We start from the raw sequence: 16836 nt of genomic DNA on the forward strand, positions 1-16836 counted from the left end.
CCAATCAACACTTTGCGACAGGATGCGCCTTGACGCGACCACGTTTGCTGGCGACATTGAAGGGGCTGGGAGAAAGACATTTGAACACAGCAGCGATAGTGAAAGCCGGCGCAAGGCCGCTTGAGGACAGAACCGCCCCGATGATCGATCCGTTCGGCCGGGCGATCACCTATCTGCGCGTGTCCGTTACCGATCGTTGCGATTTCCGCTGCACCTATTGCATGGCGGAACACATGACCTTCCTGCCGAAGAAGGATCTTCTGACGCTGGAAGAACTTCACCGGCTCTGTTCCGCCTTTATCGCCAAGGGTGTGCGCAAGCTGCGGTTGACCGGCGGCGAACCGCTGGTACGCAAGAACATCATGTTTCTGGTGCGCGAACTCGGCCGCGAGATCGAGGCCGGGCGCCTTGATGAGCTGACGCTGACGACCAACGGTTCGCAACTTGCGAAACACGCCGCGGAACTGGCCGATTGCGGCGTGCGCCGCATCAACGTCTCGCTCGACACGCTCGATCCCGCGAAATTCCACCAGATCACCCGCTGGGGCGATCTCGGCAAGGTCATCGAAGGCATCGACGCGGCCCAAGCCGCCGGCATCAAGGTCAAGATCAATGCCGTTGCGCTGAAAGGCTTCAACGACGCCGAGATCCCCGACCTGATGCGCTGGGCGCACGGTCGCGACATGGACCTGACATTGATCGAAACCATGCCGATGGGCGAGATCGAGGAAGATCGCACCGATCACTACATGCCGCTGTCGGAAATGCGCCGGCAGCTTGAGCAGCAGTTCACGCTGTCCGACATCGCCTACAAGACCGGCGGACCGGCCCGTTATGTCGAGGTCGCCGAAACCGGCGGCCGGCTCGGCCTCATCACGCCGATGACCCATAATTTCTGCGAAAGCTGCAATCGCGTCCGGCTGACCTGCACCGGCACGCTTTACATGTGCCTCGGCCAGAATGACGCCGCCGACCTGCGCACAGCACTGCGGGCCTCGGACGACGACGTGTATCTCGGCCAGGTGATCGACGAGGCAATCGGCCGCAAGCCGAAGGGCCACGACTTCATCATCGATCGTGAGCACAACCGCCCGGCCGTTGCCCGCCACATGAGCGTCACCGGCGGCTGATCCGCCCTCTTCTCCCCGCCAGCGGGGAGAAGAGCACGCGTGGCAGCGCTCTCGCCTCCCTTGAGCCTTGAGCCTGCGCGGCGGGCCGGACAAAGGTCAACCGCTACGAAGTGAGTCGGGCAAGGATGCGCGATCGACATGTTGGGAATGGCGCCGTAAACGAGCCGAAGCAGTCGAAAACCTGTCGCGTGGCACGTGCCCTCTCCCCGTCTGCGGGGAGAGGATTAGGGTGAGGGGCAGCCGGCAGATGCCGCCCGCCGGCTCGCTCAAGCCGCGTAGTTCGATCCATAGCCACGGCCATAGGCCTGGCTCGCGACCGTCGAGGTACCGGTCTTGAAACGCTCGATCTTTTCGTTGAGCGCCTCGACCTGCCGGCGCAGGCCGTGGATCTCGGCGGTGTTTTCCTCCACCATGGCCGCATTCTGCTGGGTGAGCAGCTCGACCTCGTGCACCGCCGAGTTGACCTCGTTGAGCCCCGTATATTGGTCGGCGGCGGCGGCCTCGATGTTGCTGACGAGCTGATGGATGGTGCCGATGTGGTCGTTGATCACTGCAAGCGCGTCGCCGGTTTCCTTCACCAGCGCCACGCCGCTTCTGACCTGCGCCGAACTGTCGGAAATCAACCCCTTAATCTCACGCGCAGCACCAGCACAACGCTGGGCGAGCTCCCGTACCTCCTGCGCGACCACGGCAAAGCCGCGACCCGCCTCGCCCGCCCGCGCCGCCTCGACGCCGGCATTGAGCGCCAGAAGGTTGGTCTGGAAGGCGATCTCGTCGATGACGCTGATGATCGTGCTGATCTTCTCGGACGAGCGGTTGATCTCCGCCATGGCGTCGATCGCCTTGGCGACGACCTGGCCAGAATGCTTGGCGTAGGAATTGGTCTCGTCGACCGAGACAGTGGTCTTGCGGGCGCTTTCGGCCGTCGAGCGAACGATCTCTGTCAGCTGGCGCAAGGCGCGCGAGCTTTCCTCGAGCGCGGCCGCCTGCTGCTCCGTCCGCCGCGCCAGATCGTCGGCCGAGGCCGAGAGATTGCTGGTGCCGCCGGTGATCTCGCCGGTCACCATACGCACATCGCTGAGCGTGGCGCGCAGTGCCTCGACAGCGTTGTTGTAGGTGCGCGCCATGATCACGTAGTCGGCCGGCAGGTCTTCCGCCATGCCTTCTTCGAGATTGCCGGCGGCAAGCTCCGCCAGCACGTCAGAAAGCGCGTTAAGCGCCTGCATCTGTTCGGCCTCGATCCTGGCACGCTCTTCGGCGCGGCGGGCTTCGTCTTCCGCCGATAACGTACGGGCGGCCTCCGCCTCGCGTCCCAACCGGACGTTTTCGACCGCGTTGTCGCGGAACACCGCTACAGAACGCACCATGTCGCCGATCTCGTCGCCGCGGTTGCGGCCTTCGATCGCCACGTCGAGATCGCCGTTGGCAAGCCGGGTCATCGTCTCGGTCACGCGCTTCAACGGGCCGCGCAGGGTCTCGACCAGCATCAGGCCGCCGACGATTGCAAGCAGCGTTCCGGCCACCATCGCCACGATCGACATGTCAGCCGAACGCTGGCTGTCGACCTTGCCGGCTTCCTGGGCGCTGCTGACGAAGCTTTCCAGCGTCGCACTCGCACCGGCAACCAGTGTCGAGGCCGCGGTCTTGGCTTCCTGCCAGCGCCCGCCGACGTCGATCAGCGCGGCCGTGCCCTTGTCGATGTTGTCGAGCGACGGCTTGAGCTTGGCCGGCAGGTCACGCAGCGCGGCATTCTTGCCACCAAGCTCCGACAGTTTCGCCGCGCTGTCACGAACGGCCTGAATATCGGCCAGCACCAGATCGCGGCCTTCCGCGTCGAGCTTGCGGTGTAGCTCGCTGATATGCAGCCGCGTGCTGTCTAGCCCCTTGAAGGTATCGCCCATCAGCGCGATCAGCGTCTTCAACTGCGAGATCTCGCTGTCCATGCCGACGAAACGCTTGGCGGCTGTGTCGGAGTTCTTGGCCGCTTCCTTGGCGAAGTCGGCCTCGTATTTCGAGAACTTGCTGAGGATCGGCACCAACGCGTTCTTCTTGGTCTCGCTGTCTTCAGCGCCGGCAAGGATCGCCTGGACCTTCAGCGCCAAATCCTTCAGCTCGGCAATCGGCTTTTGAACCTTTTCGGAAGCGATCGTCTCGGCGTCCTCGATCTGCTTGATGAGGTGCGGCAGCAACTTGCCCGCCTGATCGATCTTGGCGTCGGCGTTCGCCGCCATCGTCACCGGTAGGCGGAATTTCTTGATCCGCTCGGCGATCCCCTGATAGGCGGCGGCATCGAACAGCAGCGCCTTGGCAAACGCTTCCTTCTCACCCGATTCCTTGCGGATGATGTCGATCTGTTTGTAGGCGCTGTTGCCCTGCGTCGTCATGTCTGTCAGCGCCGCCTCGAGCGAAGCCGTCACCTGATCCTGTTCGACCTTGATCGACCAGAGCTTTTCGGTCTGGGCGCGCATGGCTTCACCGAGCGACAGCACGGAGGCGATCTCTGACTTGTCAGCCTCGCGCGTCAGTAAGCCGTCAAGCGAACGGACGCCGCTTTCCTGTTCGTCGATCTGGGCGCTGAGCGCCCCTCGCGTTTCTTCGCTCGGCGCATCGGCAAAACTCTGGAGCGCGCTGCGCAGCGCCTGGAAATCCGAGAGATTGTTGATGGTTTCGCGCGTCACGGTCATGTGGCCGTTCAGCGTTCGCGCCGTGAAGAAGCCGATGAGGCCGATACCCGCGATCAGAGCCACCAGAGGAACCACGAAGAGCAGAACCTTCGTGACGATTCGCAGTCGCTGTAATAGACGATCGATGAAAGACATTGCGGACCCCAGATTATTCTTATGTGAGACATGTCCGCGCGGTGGCTTCTTCTTGCTGGAAGCACGGGTGAAATATCGGCGGAAGCACCTCCCAGGCCCCGACCGACATCTCTGGAATGACGCGCCGCCAAGGTTCCGGCGCACGCCATCCACCGATCGCGTCATGCGATTGGAAGCGGAATCATCGATGACGATAGGCAGTGAAACTTAAGATTCCGCGAATAGAAACCGGTTCGGGAGAACGCATTTTCTGCACGGCGGACAGTCTTCGTCCGGGTTGATCTCGCCATTGCCCGAAAATTCTACTTGCGCTGGAAGAAAAATCCGCCGTCGGCGGGTTGGTGTTTGCACAAAATGGCGGCCGATGCTTAAACGGTATGCGAGATCCGGCAACGGATTCGCCTTCCCATCCGCCGTCAGGTTTCCGCCCGATCCGGCGCCGCAGGACAGCCCGCATGCAATCCTCCAGCAATTTCCGCGGCATCGTCTTCATGTGCCTGGCGATGGTCGCCTTCTCCTGCAACGACGCCTTGGTGAAATCGGTGACCGGGGCGATGAATGTCGGCCAAATCCTGTTCGTGCGCGGGCTGCTGACCACCTTGATGGTGATCGTCATCGCCCGGCATTTCCGGGCATTTCGTCCGCTTCGCACCATGATGAAGCCGGTCATCATCCTGCGCATCATCATGGAGGCGCTGGCGTCCATCACCTACATCTCGGCGCTCGGACAGATTCCGCTCGCCAATGCATCCGCGATCATGCAGGCGCTGCCGCTGGCCGTGACGCTCGGCGCCGCCGTATTCCTCGGCGAGCCGGTCGGCTGGCGGCGCTGGACCGCCATCTTCGTCGGCTTCATCGGCGTGCTGATCGTCCTTCGCCCGGGGCCGGAAGGTTTTACACCGGCCGCACTCACGGTCGTTGCCTGTGTCTTCTGCACAGCCACGCGCGATCTTTGCACCCGCCGCATCGACCACGACATCCCCTCGCTCTACATCACGGTGACGACGGCGCTCGTGACGACCCTGGTCGGTGCCGCAATGATCGTACCGCTTGGCGGATGGCAGTCGATGTCCTCGACCACGCTGACCCACATCGCTGCCGCAAGCCTGCTTCTGATGGTCGGATACCAGACGATCGTGCTTGCCATGCGCGGTGGCGATATCTCCGTTATCGCGCCCTTTCGCTACACCAGCCTGCTGTTTGCGATCACGATCGGCATTTTCTTCTTCTCGGAGAAGCCGGATGCATGGATGCTGCTTGGTGTTGCCGTGATCATCGGTTCCGGCCTCTACACCTTCTATCGCGAGAGCCGGCGCGGCAAGAAGCCGATAGCCCAAAGCTCGCTGACCGGACCGCTCGAATAGGAACAACGAAAGCCCGATGCCAACAGTCAAGACACCAGATGCGAGACACCCACCGTGGCCGGCCGTGATCCTTGCCGGCGGGCTTTCACGCCGGATGGGTCATCCGAAGTCCGGATTGAGCCTCGGCGGAAAGACGATGCTATCGCGGATTATCGACAGGCTCCGGCCACAGGTCGCAAGCATCGCCATCAACCTCAACGGCGCAGCCGAGCAGAAGACGATCGTGGGGCATCCTGTCATCGCCGATACCGTGCCCGGCTTTCTTGGCCCACTCGCCGGTGTATTGACCGCCATGCGCCACACGGCCGCCATCACGCCGGCAGCAACGCATGTCCTCGTCGTGCCCACCGATACGCCCTTCTTCCCGCACGACCTCGCCCAACGCCTGACCGATGCGATGACGCAGCGCGAGCAGATTGCCGTTGCGTTATCCGATGACGCCCTGCATCCGCTTTTTGCCCTATGGCCGGTCGCGCTCGCCGATGACCTAGAACACTGGATCACAACCGACCCAAAACGCCGCGTGCGCGCCTTCATCGAGCGCCATCCATCGGTCACGGTCGATTTTCCGATGACCACCACAGCCAGTGGATTGTTCGACCCCTTCTTCAACGTCAACACACCAGACGATCTGCTGCGGGCAGAGGAATGGCTTCGCATTCTCGGGGAGAACAGCGCATGACTGCGACGAAAATCTTCGGCATCGCCGGCTGGAAGAATTCCGGCAAGACCGGGCTTATGGTCCGGCTTGTCAGCGAACTGACACGGCGCGGCTTCGTCGTCTCGACCGTCAAGCACGCTCATCATGACTTCGACATCGACAAGGTGGGCGCCGACAGCTACCGCCACCGGGAGGCAGGCGCCCACGAAGTCACGATCGTGTCAGGCACGCGCTTCGCGATCATGCATGAACTGCGCGGCGGGCCGGAACCGAGTTTCGAGGAAATCATCGCCCGGCTCGCCCCGTGCGATCTGGTTCTGGTCGAAGGCTACAAGCGCGAGCCGATCCCGAAGATCGAGTCCCGTCGGCTGGAATCGGCCAACCGCGAACCTCTGGCTCCGACCGATCCGCATATCTGCGCCATTGCCGCCGATCACCCGGTTACGGACACGGATCTGCCCGTGTTCGATCTCGACGACACGAATACGATTGCCGATTTTGTCGAGCGCGTGACCGGCTTGCAAAGCAACAGCGGCGCTCGTTAACGCCGTCATGTCATTGCTGAGCAAGCGAAACGCAGGGCTTACCCGCGCGAAGTCACGACACGCGGTCGAACAGAGTCAGTTGGTGGCGCCGACTGTCATTTCATCGGGAATATCGTTGAGGCGGACGAAGCTGTAGCCCTTTGCCTTTAAGTCGAGAATACCGCGAGCGACGCCGGCGCCGGCGGCGTGCGTCGGCTGGTTGATATGGGCGATGATGACGTCGCCGTCCCGGGCGGTGCGGATGCGCTTCTCTGCCATGGCCGCCCCGAGCAGCGACCCGCCGTCGCCATTTACGGAATAGCCGGCGATGCGGTAGCCCATTTCGCGGATCTGGCTCATCGAGGTGTGGGTGTATTTCGCCGTCGCGCCGCGGAACCAGCGTGGTGCGGCAAGGCCATGCGCCTTGATTGCGGCCGCGCCACCGTCGACCTCGGCCGCAACGGCAGCGCTCGAGCCTGCCGCAGCCAACCCATAGACAGAGACCTTGATGTCGATCGGCGGCACATGCATGGCGCCATGATCCTCGATCTCGAACAGGTCCGGGTGCGCCTTCATCATCTCGACCACCAGCCCGTTGCGCTTCAACCAGCGCGCCGTCACAAAGATCGTCGCCGGAATGCGGTTCTCGATCAGGGTTCCGAGGATGCGCATGTCGGTTGCGCCGCTGCAGGCGTCAAGCGTCAACGCCACGCGCGGAGGTTGGTCCCTGCCCAAAGGATTGCTCGGAAGCCGCAGGTCCGGTTCGACGAGTGCCGGCGCCGCAGTGGCGGACTGGGCAAACAGGGCAAGGGAGGCAATGAGAAGAGCAGCGGTTTTCATGGCAATCCGGAATGAAGAAGAAGAATGGAAACGGCAGAAACCCGCCCTGTGACGGGCGGGTTTCCGAAGATTTGCGCGGGCGACTGTGCCCGCGCTTTGATCAGCGCTGGGCGACCGGGCGAACCAGCGGCGTCACGCGGCGAATGGTAACGCGGCGGTTCTGCTGCTCGGCGACCTCGGTGCGAACCTTGAGGAAGCGCTCGCCATAGCCCTGCGTCACCAGGTTTTCGGCAGGAATGCCGTAGACCTCGGTCAGAAGCGAGGCGACCGATTCGGCGCGCTGGTCGGAAAGCACCAGGTTCGAGCGGTCGGAGCCGACAGCGTCGGTATGACCTTCGATGAAGAAGGTTTCACCCGGATCCTTGGCCAGCACCTTCTCCATGGCGGCGGCAACGCTGCGCATGGTCTTTGCCTGCGACATCGACACTTCGGCACTGCCCGTCGGGAAGGTGATGGTGTCGAGGTCGATGCGGCGAACCTTGTCGCGCAGACGCGCGGAGTGCCGCACTTCGTCGATCGTATAGACGCGCTCTACGCGCTCCACCGGCGGTTCGGCCAGGAAGTCGTAGTAGTCACGGTCCGGATCTTCGGAAACATCGGCGATGTATTCGCGAACCGGGATGCGCAGGCGCATCGGCGGCAGCTCGTAGCCGACGTCGATGATCGCCGGACGCGGACCTTCGTCGCGCTCAGGCGCGTAGATCATCAGGTACTCGTTGCCATCACGGTCGACACGCGAGCGCTGCAGGATGTCGCCATAGCGGTTGTAGACCGTGACGATCCGGTAGCCGCCGGGACGAACGATGGTTTCGCGGGTGCGGCCACGCGGCAGCTCGTCGTAGAAGGTCTCTTCCGCATCGCGGCGAAGGCGTGGACGATCGTCGCCGCGAACGAAGATCTGGTCGCCAACGCCGAGGATGACGCGGTTGTCAATCTCCTGCACCACCTCCACATTGGTGACGTTGTTCGTCACGTTGTTGACGGTCGTGTTGTTGTTGATCACCGTGTTGTTGACAATGGTGTTGTTGACGATGTTGGTCGTCTCGGGAACGGCGAATACCGGCACTTCCTCGACGCGCGTGCCCTTCTCGTTCAGGTTCGCTTCGATCTTCTGAGGCAAGTCAGCCTGAATCTCTGCCGGTATCTGCGCCTGCGAAGAGGCGTCATCGGTCGGCGCCGGAGCGGCTTCTTCCTGCGCACGCAGTTCTTCGCGCTGCTTCTGTCGGTCTTCGCGCGACTTGTTGCCGCCGGCATTGTCGGCGTCCTTGTCGCTGTCGAGAACGGCAGCGCCGTTTTCAACCGGCAGAACGACAGTTTCGTCTGACGCCGCGGGATCTTCGGCGATCTTCTGCTTTTCTTCCTCGGTGCGGGTGTCGACCACCTCCGGTACTGGCTGGACCTGAGGCTGCTGCTCAGCCGTCGCCGGCTGCTCGGTGCCCGGAGCCGGCTGTCCCTCGCCTGTCTGCGGCTCGGTTTGAGGCTCGACGGCGGGTGCTACGGCTTCGCCGGCATTCTGCCCGTCGGTTGCAGGCGGCTGTTCACCGGCGTTCTGGCCTTCGGTCGCCGGCGGCTGACCGGTCGTCGCTTCGCCACCAGCCGGCGGGCAAGCGGTGGATGCATCCTGGCCTTCCGGCACGACGCACTCGCCCTGCTGGGCCTTCTTGGCTTCATCGGCCTGGCGCTTGGCTTCTTCCTCGGCGGCCTTCTGCTGCTCGGCCGCCTGGCGGGCGGCTTCGTCCGCAGCCTTCTGCTCGTCCGCGGCCTTCTGCTGGGCTTCGCCTTCGGCAGCCTTCTGCTCGTCGGCGGCCTTCTGGGCTTCGGCGGCCTTTTCCTGTTCGGCAGCCTGGCGCGCAGCTTCGTCTTCGGCCGCCTTCTGCTGTTCGGCGGCCTTCTGTTGTTCTGCCGCCTGACGGGCCGCCTCCTCTTCGGCAGCCTTCTGGGCTTCGGCAGCCTTTTCCTGCTCGGCGGCCTGGCGTGCGGCTTCTTCTTCAGCCGCCTTCTGCTGCTCAGCCGCTTGCTGTTCCTGCTGTTTCCGCGCGGCTTCCTCTTCCGCAGCTCGCTGCGCTTCGGCAGCCTTCTCCTGCTCGGCGGCCTGGCGTGCGGCCTCTTCCTCGGCAGCGCGCTGCTGCTCGGCCGCCTGGCGGGCAGCCTCCTCTTCGGCGGCCTTCTGCTGTTCGGCGGCCTGCTGTTCCTGTTGCTGGCGCTGCGCTTCGGCTTCCGCCGCACGCTGCTGCTCCTCAGCGGCCCGCTGTTGTTCTTCCGCTGCGCGCTGCTGCTCTTCCGCCTGGCGCTGCTGCAGCAGAAGCTCTTCTTCCGATGGCTGCCCGCTTCCTTCCTGCGCCACTTCGAACGGCTTCATCAGGCTGTCGGCAAGGGCTGGTTGCACCGCAAGCGACACCGAGAGCACCGGTAGCGCCACGGTTGCGAATAGTCTGGATCGAATCGACATAGTCTTCCTTCCTCGTCCTGGGAGGTCCCTTACCTGCCACTGTTACCCACCGGACAGCCAGTTCGGCAACAGGGGGTAGGCGTGAATTCTCAAGGGCCTTGATCCAAGCTTCCGGCTTTTTTGTGTTGCCGGCCAAACGAGCCGCCAACCCAACGCCCGCACCTCAGATCGGTTCCCGTAATAGGGCTAACCAAAGCAAGATTAACCGCCCCTGAACGCACCGTTCATGTTCGCTTGGATCATGGCCAGTGCAATCTCCGGTCGAAATTCTTTTCCCGGCGAGCGTTGTCGCTTTCCAGTTGATTTTTGCGGGAAAACAGTACGAATATCGCCTCAACCGGTGGCAAGCGCCCCGGTCAAGATAGGCATCCGTGAAGAACAAGAAACCGGATGTCGGCCAACAGAGAGGACTATCATGCGTATTTCCAGACGGCTGGCAGCCGCCGCATCGGCTGCCGTTTTCGTGCTCATGGCTGGCTCTGCCATGGCAGATGGCGAAAAGGTCGTTATCGGCACGGAAGGCGCCTACCCGCCCTTCAACAATCTCGAATCAGACGGCACGCTGACCGGCTTCGACGTCGACATCGCCAAGGCCCTCTGCGTCGAGATGAAGGTCGAATGCACGTTCGTGACGCAGGACTGGGACGGCATCATTCCGGCACTAATCGCCAAGAAGTTCGATGCAATCATCGCCTCCATGTCGATCACTGCCGAGCGCAAGGAAAAGGTCGACTTCACCAACAAGTACTACAACACGCCGCCGGCGATCGTGGTGCCGAAGGATTCGCCGATCACCGAAGCAACCGAGGCAGCACTTGCCGGCAAGTCGCTTGGTGCTCAGGGCTCGACCACCCACTCCAACTATGCCGAAGCGCATATGAAGGAAGCGGACATCAAGCTCTATCCGACCGCTGAAGAGTACAAGCTCGACATCGTCAACGGCCGCATCGACGCGGTGATCGACGACGTCGTCGTTCTTTCCGAGTGGCTGAAGTCGGCTGACGGCGCATGCTGCAAGCTGCTCGGCACGCTGCCGGTTGATCCTGTCATCAACGGCGAAGGCGCCGGCATCGCGGTGCGCAAGGGCGATGACGCGCTGCGCGAGAAGTTCAACAAGGCGATCGAAGCCATCCGCGCCAACGGCAAGTACAAGGAAATCAACGAAAAGTACTTCCCGTTCGACGTTTATGGCAGCTGATCGACGGCTTCCGGCCTGTTTTCCTAGTGAATCATGCCGGAAAAACGTTGGTTGATGAAAAAAATGCAACGGCGGATGGCTTGCCCTTCCGCCGTTTTTGTTTGACAAGAAACTAAAACATAAGCGCGATCCATATCCATAAGAACAGCGCAAAGGGGAATTCTCTGACATGAGCGGGTTGTTTACCGGCTTCTACTCGATCCTAGCCTGGATCGGCTCCATCGTGGATCCATTGTGCGGCCCTGTCGGCGTCTTTCGCTGGCTGGCACCCGGTACGCTCCTTGCCTGCGGCGACGCCGGCTGGGGCGACGAGATCGCCTACGGCTTCGTTGTCACCGCAAGCCTTGCCATCGCGACCTTGCCGGTCGGCCTTCTGATCGGCTTCTTCGTTGCACTCGGCAAACAGTCAGAAGAGCGCACGGTCCGCCTGGCATCGAACATCTACACCACCATCTTCCGCGGTCTGCCGGAACTGTTGACGCTGTTCATCGTCTACTACGGCCTGCAGATTCTGGTGCAGCAGCTTCTGGCATCGTTCGGCTACGAAGGGCCGGTCGAGATCAACGCCTTCTTTGCCGGCATGATCGCGCTTGGCGTGGTCTTCTCGGCCTATTGCTCCGAGGTTCTGCTGTCGGCCTTCAAGGCGATCCCGCATGGCCAGTACGAGGCGGGTGCGGCACTCGGGCTCCATCGCGGCCGCACCATGCGGCTGATCATCCTGCCGCAGCTCGTGCGCATCGCCTTGCCGGGCCTCGGCAATCTCTGGATGGCGCTGCTCAAGGATACGGCTCTGGTCTCGGTCGTCGGTCTGCCCGACATCCTGCGCCAGACCGGCATTGCCGCCCGCGTCACCAAGCAGGCCTTCGAGTTCTTCGGCATGGCCTGCATTCTCTTCTTGGTGCTGGCCATGGTTTCGTCGATCATATTCTCGAACCTTGAACGCTGGACCAAACGCGCGGAGATGGGTCGATGAGCTTCGTCGAAACGATGATCCCGCCGCAAGCGCCGCCACCGGCGCCGCCCAAGCCTTACACCCTGGCGCGCTTCGTCGGCAGCGTAACGCTCGGCATCTGGCTCGCCCTCGGCGTCGGCGTCTTCCTGACTGTCGTCAACGGCTGGGATCCGGCGAAATTCGCCAAATACGGTCCGAGCTTCCTGTCGGGTCTTGGCGTCACCTTGATGCTGGTCGCCTGCTCGGTGGTGCTCGGCGCCCTCCTGTCGCTGCCGGTCGCGCTCGGCCGCATGTCGAAGAACAAGATCTGGTCTTGGCTTGCCTATGGCTACGTCTACTTCTTCCGCGGCACGCCGCTGATCGCCCAGCTCTTCCTGATCTACTACGGCCTCGGCAGTTTCCGCCCGCAGCTCGAATCCGTCGGCCTCTGGTGGTTCTTCCGCGAGGCCTGGAACTGCGCCCTCTTTACCTTCACGCTGAACACCGCCGCCTACCAGGCGGAAATCCTGCGCGGCTCGATCGAGAGCGTGCCGCGCGGTCAGCGCGAAGGTGCAGCCGCCCTCGGGCTGCCGGAGCGCATCGCTTTCTACAAGATCATCCTGCCGCAGGCGATGATCGTGGCGCTGCGCCCCTACGGCAACGAGATCATCCTGATGATCAAGGGTTCGGCCATCGTCGCGATCGTCACCGTGTTCGACCTGATGGGTGAAACGCGCCGCGCCTTTTCGCGCACCTTCGACTACCAGATGTATGTCTGGGCGGCGATCCTCTATCTCCTGATGGTGGAAGTGCTGCGCAATATCTGGGCCTGGCTCGAAAACCGCCTGACCCGGCATCTGAAGCGCTAAAGCGTTATCTCGCCAAGACCGAGTTGAAATGAAATAGCGTGGCAGCACTCTGCATGGAGTGCTGCCAAGCTATTGTTATTACGCCTAAAATTTCATATTGAAGCAAATATTAGAACTTGATTAATAAATCAAGCGTTTCATCATAAAGACCAACCTTTGCGAGAAGTGAGGTTCATATGACGAACGAAATGGAACTGCAGCTGAAGGGCTACGGCGTGACCACGGCCCAGATCCTCTACCGCATGCCGGATCATCCGACATTCCTGCAGACCTACATCTGGCAGCACTACGACATCGCCCCGGATTTCCCGGAGATGCGCAGCTTCCTGAAGTTCTGGCAGGAAAAGCTGGATGGCCCGTTGCATTCGGTACGCTACGTCCACCGCAAGCTGATCTCGGCCACCGAATGGCGGGCACTCAACGGCGAGTTCAACCTGCACTGAACCCGCCCTCCGCTGCATCAGGTTTCTATTGAGCGCAAAATCATGCAGCCAGGTTGCTGCGCGCCCGGCCCGTCACACTTGACGCGCGGTGCTGTAGAGAACGACGCACCGCCGTCGGCCACAAATGCAACAATCCTTGGCGCCTATGCCGCGTCAGACATGGACCTCGCCATGGGCAAGCTCGCCCTCGCCCGGTTCCTTGTGCAGCGAGCCGTAAAGCACCACTGCGTAGAACAGCACCACCACCATGATGACGGGCCAGCCGGGCAAAGGGCCTAGCGCTGCATTCTCCGTGACATCGATCCAGGAGCGCACGTGCCCGAAGGGCTCGCCATTGGTCGACAGTTTCGGCGACGAGATCTTGAGGGCCCAGGCGAGCAGCAGGATCAGGTACATCCAGCAGTAGTTGCGCTGCAGCCGGCGGCACAACGCCTCGCGGTAGCTCATCAGGAACGCCGGTTTGCGCAGGCTCTTGGCAATCGACGCGGCCCAGTTAAGGTTGGCAGTGCCGTCCGGCGCCAGGATCTGCGCGAAATACCCGCGCTCGAGCTGGCGCACGCGGGCGCGGTAGACGTCGAAGAAGCGATAGCGGCGAGCCTCGATCAGAAGCAGTAACGTGATCAGCAGCATCGCGAACAGCAGCACGCCGTGATGGGAGTTGGGCGTCGACAACGATACCGACAGCAGGGCGGCGACCACGGTAATCGCCCAGTTGGACGTGCGGTCGATGCGATCCCGCCAGCCGGCCATCCGCCCCAATTCGCCGCGATAATAATGCACGACGGCATTGATCTGCTCCTGCGAGGTCTGGGGCAGTGGCGGGCCCTTCGGCTCCTTGATTTCCGTGCCCACAAGCAGCGGACTGAGTTCGGCAGCCATCGGCATTTCCTCCGTCTTTTCTTGTTGTTGCGATCATGAACCCTTTCCCCCTCCGGATAAATCCCGTGCTCGCCGCCGGCCGTCGTTTTTTGCATTTTCGGCGCCCCGGAGACCCAAGGATCTCGGCGGGCTGCATCTTGCGGCGCATTGCCAAAAGCGGCCTTCGGACGTAAGAAGCGCGCATGACCCAGAACACCACGAAAATCGACGAGGAAGCGCTGGCGGAAGCCTACAACCGCGCCCTCACCCTGGAAAAATCCGGCAACTTCGATGCCGCCGCCGATGCCTATGCCGAAGTGCTGGCGCTCGATCCCGAGGATCACGGCGGCGCATCCGTGCGGCTCGCCTCGATGGGGCGCGGCGAAACACCGGTGAAGGCGCCGGACGCCTATGTCGCGACGCTCTTCGATCAGCATGCCGACGTGTTCGACAACGTGCTTGTCGAGCAGCTTGGCTACTGCGTGCCGCTGCTCGTGCGCCAGCGCCTGCAGGCGCTCGAACTCGGTCCTTTCAACCGCGTGCTCGACCTTGGCTGTGGCACGGGCCTGACCGGCGGCGCCCTGCGCGACATGGCCGAAGACATCACCGGCATCGACCTCTCCGAAAACATGGTTGAGATCGCCCACGAGAAGGAGCTCTACGACACCCTCTACGTCGCCGAAGCGGTGGACTTTCTCGACGACAACGACGACGAACCCTTCGACCTGATCGTCGCAACCGACGTTCTGCCCTATATGGGCGCGCTCGAGGCATTGTTCTTCGGCGCCGTCGACAATCTCGTACCCGGCGGCCTGTTCATCTTTTCGAGCGAAACGTTGCCGGCCGAGATCTTCGCCGGTCGCCCCTTCATGGTCGGCGCGCACCAGCGCTTTGCCCATGCCGAGACCTATCTGCGCGAACGCCTGACGGCGACCGGTTTCGAAGTGATCGAAGTCGGCGACATCACCGTACGCATGGAAGAAGGCGAGCCGATCGCCGGCCACCTCGTGATCGCCCGCTTCAAACCTTAAGCAGAAAACAAAAGCTTGCGAGGGAACAGGCGTCCGCCTGTTCCCTCGCCCCTTTCGCGCACCCGCGCCATCGGCTAAACCTCACCCAGAGCAATCGGGAGTGTTTTGGAAATGGCAAAGGTCGCATTCATCGGTCTCGGCGTGATGGGTTACCCCATGGCCGGCCACCTTAGGGTACGTGGCGGACACGAACTGACGGTCTATAACCGCACCTTCGCCAAGGCCGAGAAGTGGGCCGCCGAGTTCGGCGGACGTGCAGTCAAGACGCCGGCGGAAGCGGCCGATGGCGCCGATTTCGTCTTCGCCTGCGTCGGCAACGACGACGACCTGCGCTCGGTCACCACAGGCAAGGACGGCGCCTTCGAAACGCTGGCGGCTGACGCCATCTTCATTGATAACACCACGGCCTCGGCCGAAGTCGCCCGTGAACTTTACGAGGCGGCCCAGGCCCGTGGCGCCCATTTCGTCGATGCGCCCGTGTCCGGCGGTCAGGCCGGCGCCGAGAACGGCGCGCTGACGGTGATGTGCGGCGGTGACGAGCCTGCCTTCGAGCGCGCCAAGCCGGTGATCGACGCCTTTGCCCGCATGGTCGGCTTGATGGGACCGGCCGGCGCCGGCCAGATCACCAAGATGATCAACCAGATCTGCATTGCCGGTCTCGTCCAGGGCCTCGCCGAAGGCATTCACTTCGGCAAGAAGGCCGGTCTCGACATCGAGAAAGTCATCGACGTCATCTCCAAGGGCGCTGCAGGCTCCTGGCAGATGGAAAACCGCCACAAGACGATGAATGCCGGCAAATATGATTTCGGCTTTGCCGTCGACTGGATGCGCAAGGATCTCGACATCGTGCTGACGGAAGCGCGCCGCAACGGCGCCAAGCTGCCGGTGACCGCCCTCGTCGACCAGTTTTATGGCGACGTGCAGGCCATGGGCGGAAACCGCTGGGATACGTCTTCGCTGCTCGCTCGGCTGGAAAAATGAGCCTTTCGCCGACCTCGGGCGCCGGCGACATCATCGAGCACTTGCGGACGCTGCGTTCGCAGGAGAACCTCGCCGGCATGGCACGGTTCGGCATCGTCACCGAGACGGCGCTTGGGCTCTCGAATGTCGAGCTCCACCGGATCACGCGGCTGGTGAAGGTCAACCATGCCCGCGCGCTCGAACTATGGCAGTCCGGCATCCGCGAGGCACGTATTCTCGCCGCCTTCACCGCCGACCCGAAGACGTTGACGCTCGATGATGCAAGGCTCTGGGCCGATGATTGCAATTCCTGGGAGGTCGTCGACACCATCGCCGACGTCTTCGTGGCTGCGCGCTTCGAACAGGTCCTGATCCCGGAGTTCGCGGCGGACACCCGAGAATTCGTTCGCCGCATCGCATTCGCGATGATCGCGACCGCCGCGGTGCATCTGAAGAAGGAGCCGGATGCAAGCCTTCTTGCCTGGCTGCCGCTGATCGAGCGCCACGCCAAAGATGAACGCAACTTCGTCAAGAAGGCGGTCAACTGGGCGCTGCGCCAGATCGGCAAGCGCAACGCCGCCTGTCATAGTCCTGCACTGGCACTTGCCCAAAAACTCGCAGGCAGCACCGATCGCACAGCAAGGTGGATCGGCAAGGACGCCCTGCGTGAACTGAGCAGCGACAAGGTATTGGCGAGGCTCGGTGTCGTCGGCGCCAGCACGGATCGCGCTCAATCCTAGATCGGATCGCCCAACACAA

15 protein-coding genes are annotated in these 16836 nt (G+C 62.4%); 11 read left to right on the plus strand and 4 right to left on the minus strand.

Annotation, left to right across the window (positions count from 1 at the left end; translation table 11 throughout):
• Positions 1-80: 80 nt before the first annotated feature.
• Positions 81-1130, plus strand: a complete 1050-nt coding sequence (gene moaA, locus C6558_RS18985) for a GTP 3',8-cyclase MoaA (protein WP_025427252.1) — start codon at positions 81-83, stop codon at positions 1128-1130.
• Between the two features lie 266 nt (positions 1131-1396).
• Here moaA and C6558_RS18990 read toward each other — a convergent pair whose 3' ends face one another.
• Entirely contained in the window at positions 1397-3949 is a 2553-nt protein-coding gene (locus C6558_RS18990; protein ID WP_025427253.1) for a methyl-accepting chemotaxis protein, read from the minus strand.
• Between the two features lie 455 nt (positions 3950-4404).
• On the opposite strand from C6558_RS18990, the gene C6558_RS18995 reads away from it, so the two are divergent.
• Genes C6558_RS18995 through mobB form a run of 3 tightly spaced genes read left to right on the plus strand, consistent with a single transcriptional unit; the run spans position 4405 to position 6519 of the window.
• Positions 4405-5313 (plus strand): DMT family transporter, encoded by a 909-nt coding sequence (locus tag C6558_RS18995; protein WP_025427254.1) that lies wholly within the window; start codon positions 4405-4407, stop codon positions 5311-5313.
• A 16-nt stretch (positions 5314-5329) separates the two neighbouring features.
• Complete coding sequence (mobA, locus tag C6558_RS19000; protein WP_051509168.1) at positions 5330-5995, plus strand: molybdenum cofactor guanylyltransferase MobA; 666 nt, start codon at positions 5330-5332, stop codon at positions 5993-5995.
• Positions 5992-6519, plus strand: coding sequence for a molybdopterin-guanine dinucleotide biosynthesis protein B (gene mobB, locus C6558_RS19005; RefSeq protein WP_025427256.1), 528 nt, complete (start codon positions 5992-5994; stop codon positions 6517-6519). Before mobA ends, mobB begins: the two co-directional genes overlap by 4 nt.
• Before the next feature lie 75 nt (positions 6520-6594).
• On the opposite strand, the gene C6558_RS19010 is transcribed toward mobB, so the two are convergent.
• Both C6558_RS19010 and C6558_RS19015 read right to left on the minus strand, forming a co-directional pair.
• Positions 6595-7338: a polysaccharide deacetylase family protein gene (locus tag C6558_RS19010; RefSeq protein ID WP_084814285.1), complete on the minus strand. Its 744-nt coding sequence runs from the start codon at positions 7336-7338 to the stop codon at positions 6595-6597.
• A 100-nt stretch (positions 7339-7438) separates the two neighbouring features.
• Positions 7439-9787: an OmpA family protein gene (locus tag C6558_RS19015; RefSeq protein WP_025427258.1), complete on the minus strand. Its 2349-nt coding sequence runs from the start codon at positions 9785-9787 to the stop codon at positions 7439-7441.
• A 415-nt stretch (positions 9788-10202) separates the two neighbouring features.
• On the opposite strand from C6558_RS19015, the gene C6558_RS19020 reads away from it, so the two are divergent.
• From C6558_RS19020 to C6558_RS19035, 4 genes are all read left to right on the plus strand, one after another.
• Positions 10203-10985 (plus strand): ABC transporter substrate-binding protein, encoded by a 783-nt coding sequence (locus tag C6558_RS19020; protein WP_057208703.1) that lies wholly within the window; start codon positions 10203-10205, stop codon positions 10983-10985.
• Positions 10986-11154: 169 nt separating this feature from the next.
• Positions 11155-11958: an ABC transporter permease gene (locus C6558_RS19025; protein ID WP_025427260.1), complete on the plus strand. Its 804-nt coding sequence runs from the start codon at positions 11155-11157 to the stop codon at positions 11956-11958.
• Positions 11955-12785 (plus strand): ABC transporter permease, encoded by an 831-nt coding sequence (locus tag C6558_RS19030; RefSeq protein ID WP_025427261.1) that lies wholly within the window; start codon positions 11955-11957, stop codon positions 12783-12785. Before C6558_RS19025 ends, C6558_RS19030 begins: the two co-directional genes overlap by 4 nt.
• Positions 12786-12961: 176 nt before the next feature.
• Positions 12962-13228: an usg protein gene (locus tag C6558_RS19035; protein ID WP_084814287.1), complete on the plus strand. Its 267-nt coding sequence runs from the start codon at positions 12962-12964 to the stop codon at positions 13226-13228.
• A gap of 153 nt (positions 13229-13381) precedes the next feature.
• Here the strand turns inward: C6558_RS19035 and C6558_RS19040 are convergent, their stop codons facing one another.
• The gene (locus C6558_RS19040; RefSeq protein WP_025427263.1) at positions 13382-14107 is read right to left on the minus strand and encodes a DUF2270 domain-containing protein; all 726 of its coding nucleotides are present in this window, start codon (positions 14105-14107) and stop codon (positions 13382-13384) included.
• 182 nt (positions 14108-14289) lie between these two features.
• On the opposite strand from C6558_RS19040, the gene C6558_RS19045 reads away from it, so the two are divergent.
• The 3 genes from C6558_RS19045 (at position 14290) to C6558_RS19055 (ending at position 16817) form a co-directional block, all read left to right on the plus strand.
• Positions 14290-15117, plus strand: a complete 828-nt coding sequence (locus C6558_RS19045; protein ID WP_057208705.1) for a class I SAM-dependent methyltransferase — start codon at positions 14290-14292, stop codon at positions 15115-15117.
• A gap of 111 nt (positions 15118-15228) precedes the next feature.
• Positions 15229-16098: an NAD(P)-dependent oxidoreductase gene (locus C6558_RS19050; RefSeq protein WP_025427265.1), complete on the plus strand. Its 870-nt coding sequence runs from the start codon at positions 15229-15231 to the stop codon at positions 16096-16098.
• Positions 16095-16817, plus strand: a complete 723-nt coding sequence (locus C6558_RS19055) for a DNA alkylation repair protein (protein ID WP_107027598.1) — start codon at positions 16095-16097, stop codon at positions 16815-16817. Before C6558_RS19050 ends, C6558_RS19055 begins: the two co-directional genes overlap by 4 nt.
• Positions 16818-16836 lie beyond the last annotated feature (19 nt).

The sequence above is a fragment of the Ensifer sp. NM-2 genome, assembly GCF_003024455.1.
In the GTDB taxonomy this organism is placed as follows: Bacteria; Pseudomonadota; Alphaproteobacteria; order Rhizobiales; family Rhizobiaceae; genus Ensifer; species Ensifer canadensis.

Excerpts from the sequence above, each read along its gene's own strand:
- C6558_RS19020 (WP_057208703.1), top strand. The coding sequence starts at position 10,203 with ATGCGTATTTCCAGACGGCTGGCAGCCGCCGCATCGGCTGCCGTTTTC.
- C6558_RS19035 (WP_084814287.1), top strand. The coding sequence starts at position 12,962 with ATGACGAACGAAATGGAACTGCAGCTGAAGGGCTACGGCGTGACCACG.
- C6558_RS19030 (WP_025427261.1), top strand. The coding sequence starts at position 11,955 with ATGAGCTTCGTCGAAACGATGATCCCGCCGCAAGCGCCGCCACCGGCG.
- C6558_RS19045 (WP_057208705.1), top strand. The coding sequence starts at position 14,290 with ATGACCCAGAACACCACGAAAATCGACGAGGAAGCGCTGGCGGAAGCC.
- C6558_RS19025 (WP_025427260.1), top strand. The coding sequence starts at position 11,155 with ATGAGCGGGTTGTTTACCGGCTTCTACTCGATCCTAGCCTGGATCGGC.
- C6558_RS19010 (WP_084814285.1), bottom strand. The coding sequence starts at position 7,338 with ATGAAAACCGCTGCTCTTCTCATTGCCTCCCTTGCCCTGTTTGCCCAG.
- mobA (WP_051509168.1), top strand. The coding sequence starts at position 5,330 with ATGCCAACAGTCAAGACACCAGATGCGAGACACCCACCGTGGCCGGCC.
- mobB (WP_025427256.1), top strand. The coding sequence starts at position 5,992 with ATGACTGCGACGAAAATCTTCGGCATCGCCGGCTGGAAGAATTCCGGC.
- C6558_RS19015 (WP_025427258.1), bottom strand. The coding sequence starts at position 9,787 with ATGTCGATTCGATCCAGACTATTCGCAACCGTGGCGCTACCGGTGCTC.
- C6558_RS19040 (WP_025427263.1), bottom strand. The coding sequence starts at position 14,107 with ATGGCTGCCGAACTCAGTCCGCTGCTTGTGGGCACGGAAATCAAGGAG.
- C6558_RS18990 (WP_025427253.1), bottom strand. The coding sequence starts at position 3,949 with ATGTCTTTCATCGATCGTCTATTACAGCGACTGCGAATCGTCACGAAG.
- C6558_RS19055 (WP_107027598.1), top strand. The coding sequence starts at position 16,095 with ATGAGCCTTTCGCCGACCTCGGGCGCCGGCGACATCATCGAGCACTTG.
- C6558_RS19050 (WP_025427265.1), top strand. The coding sequence starts at position 15,229 with ATGGCAAAGGTCGCATTCATCGGTCTCGGCGTGATGGGTTACCCCATG.
- C6558_RS18995 (WP_025427254.1), top strand. The coding sequence starts at position 4,405 with ATGCAATCCTCCAGCAATTTCCGCGGCATCGTCTTCATGTGCCTGGCG.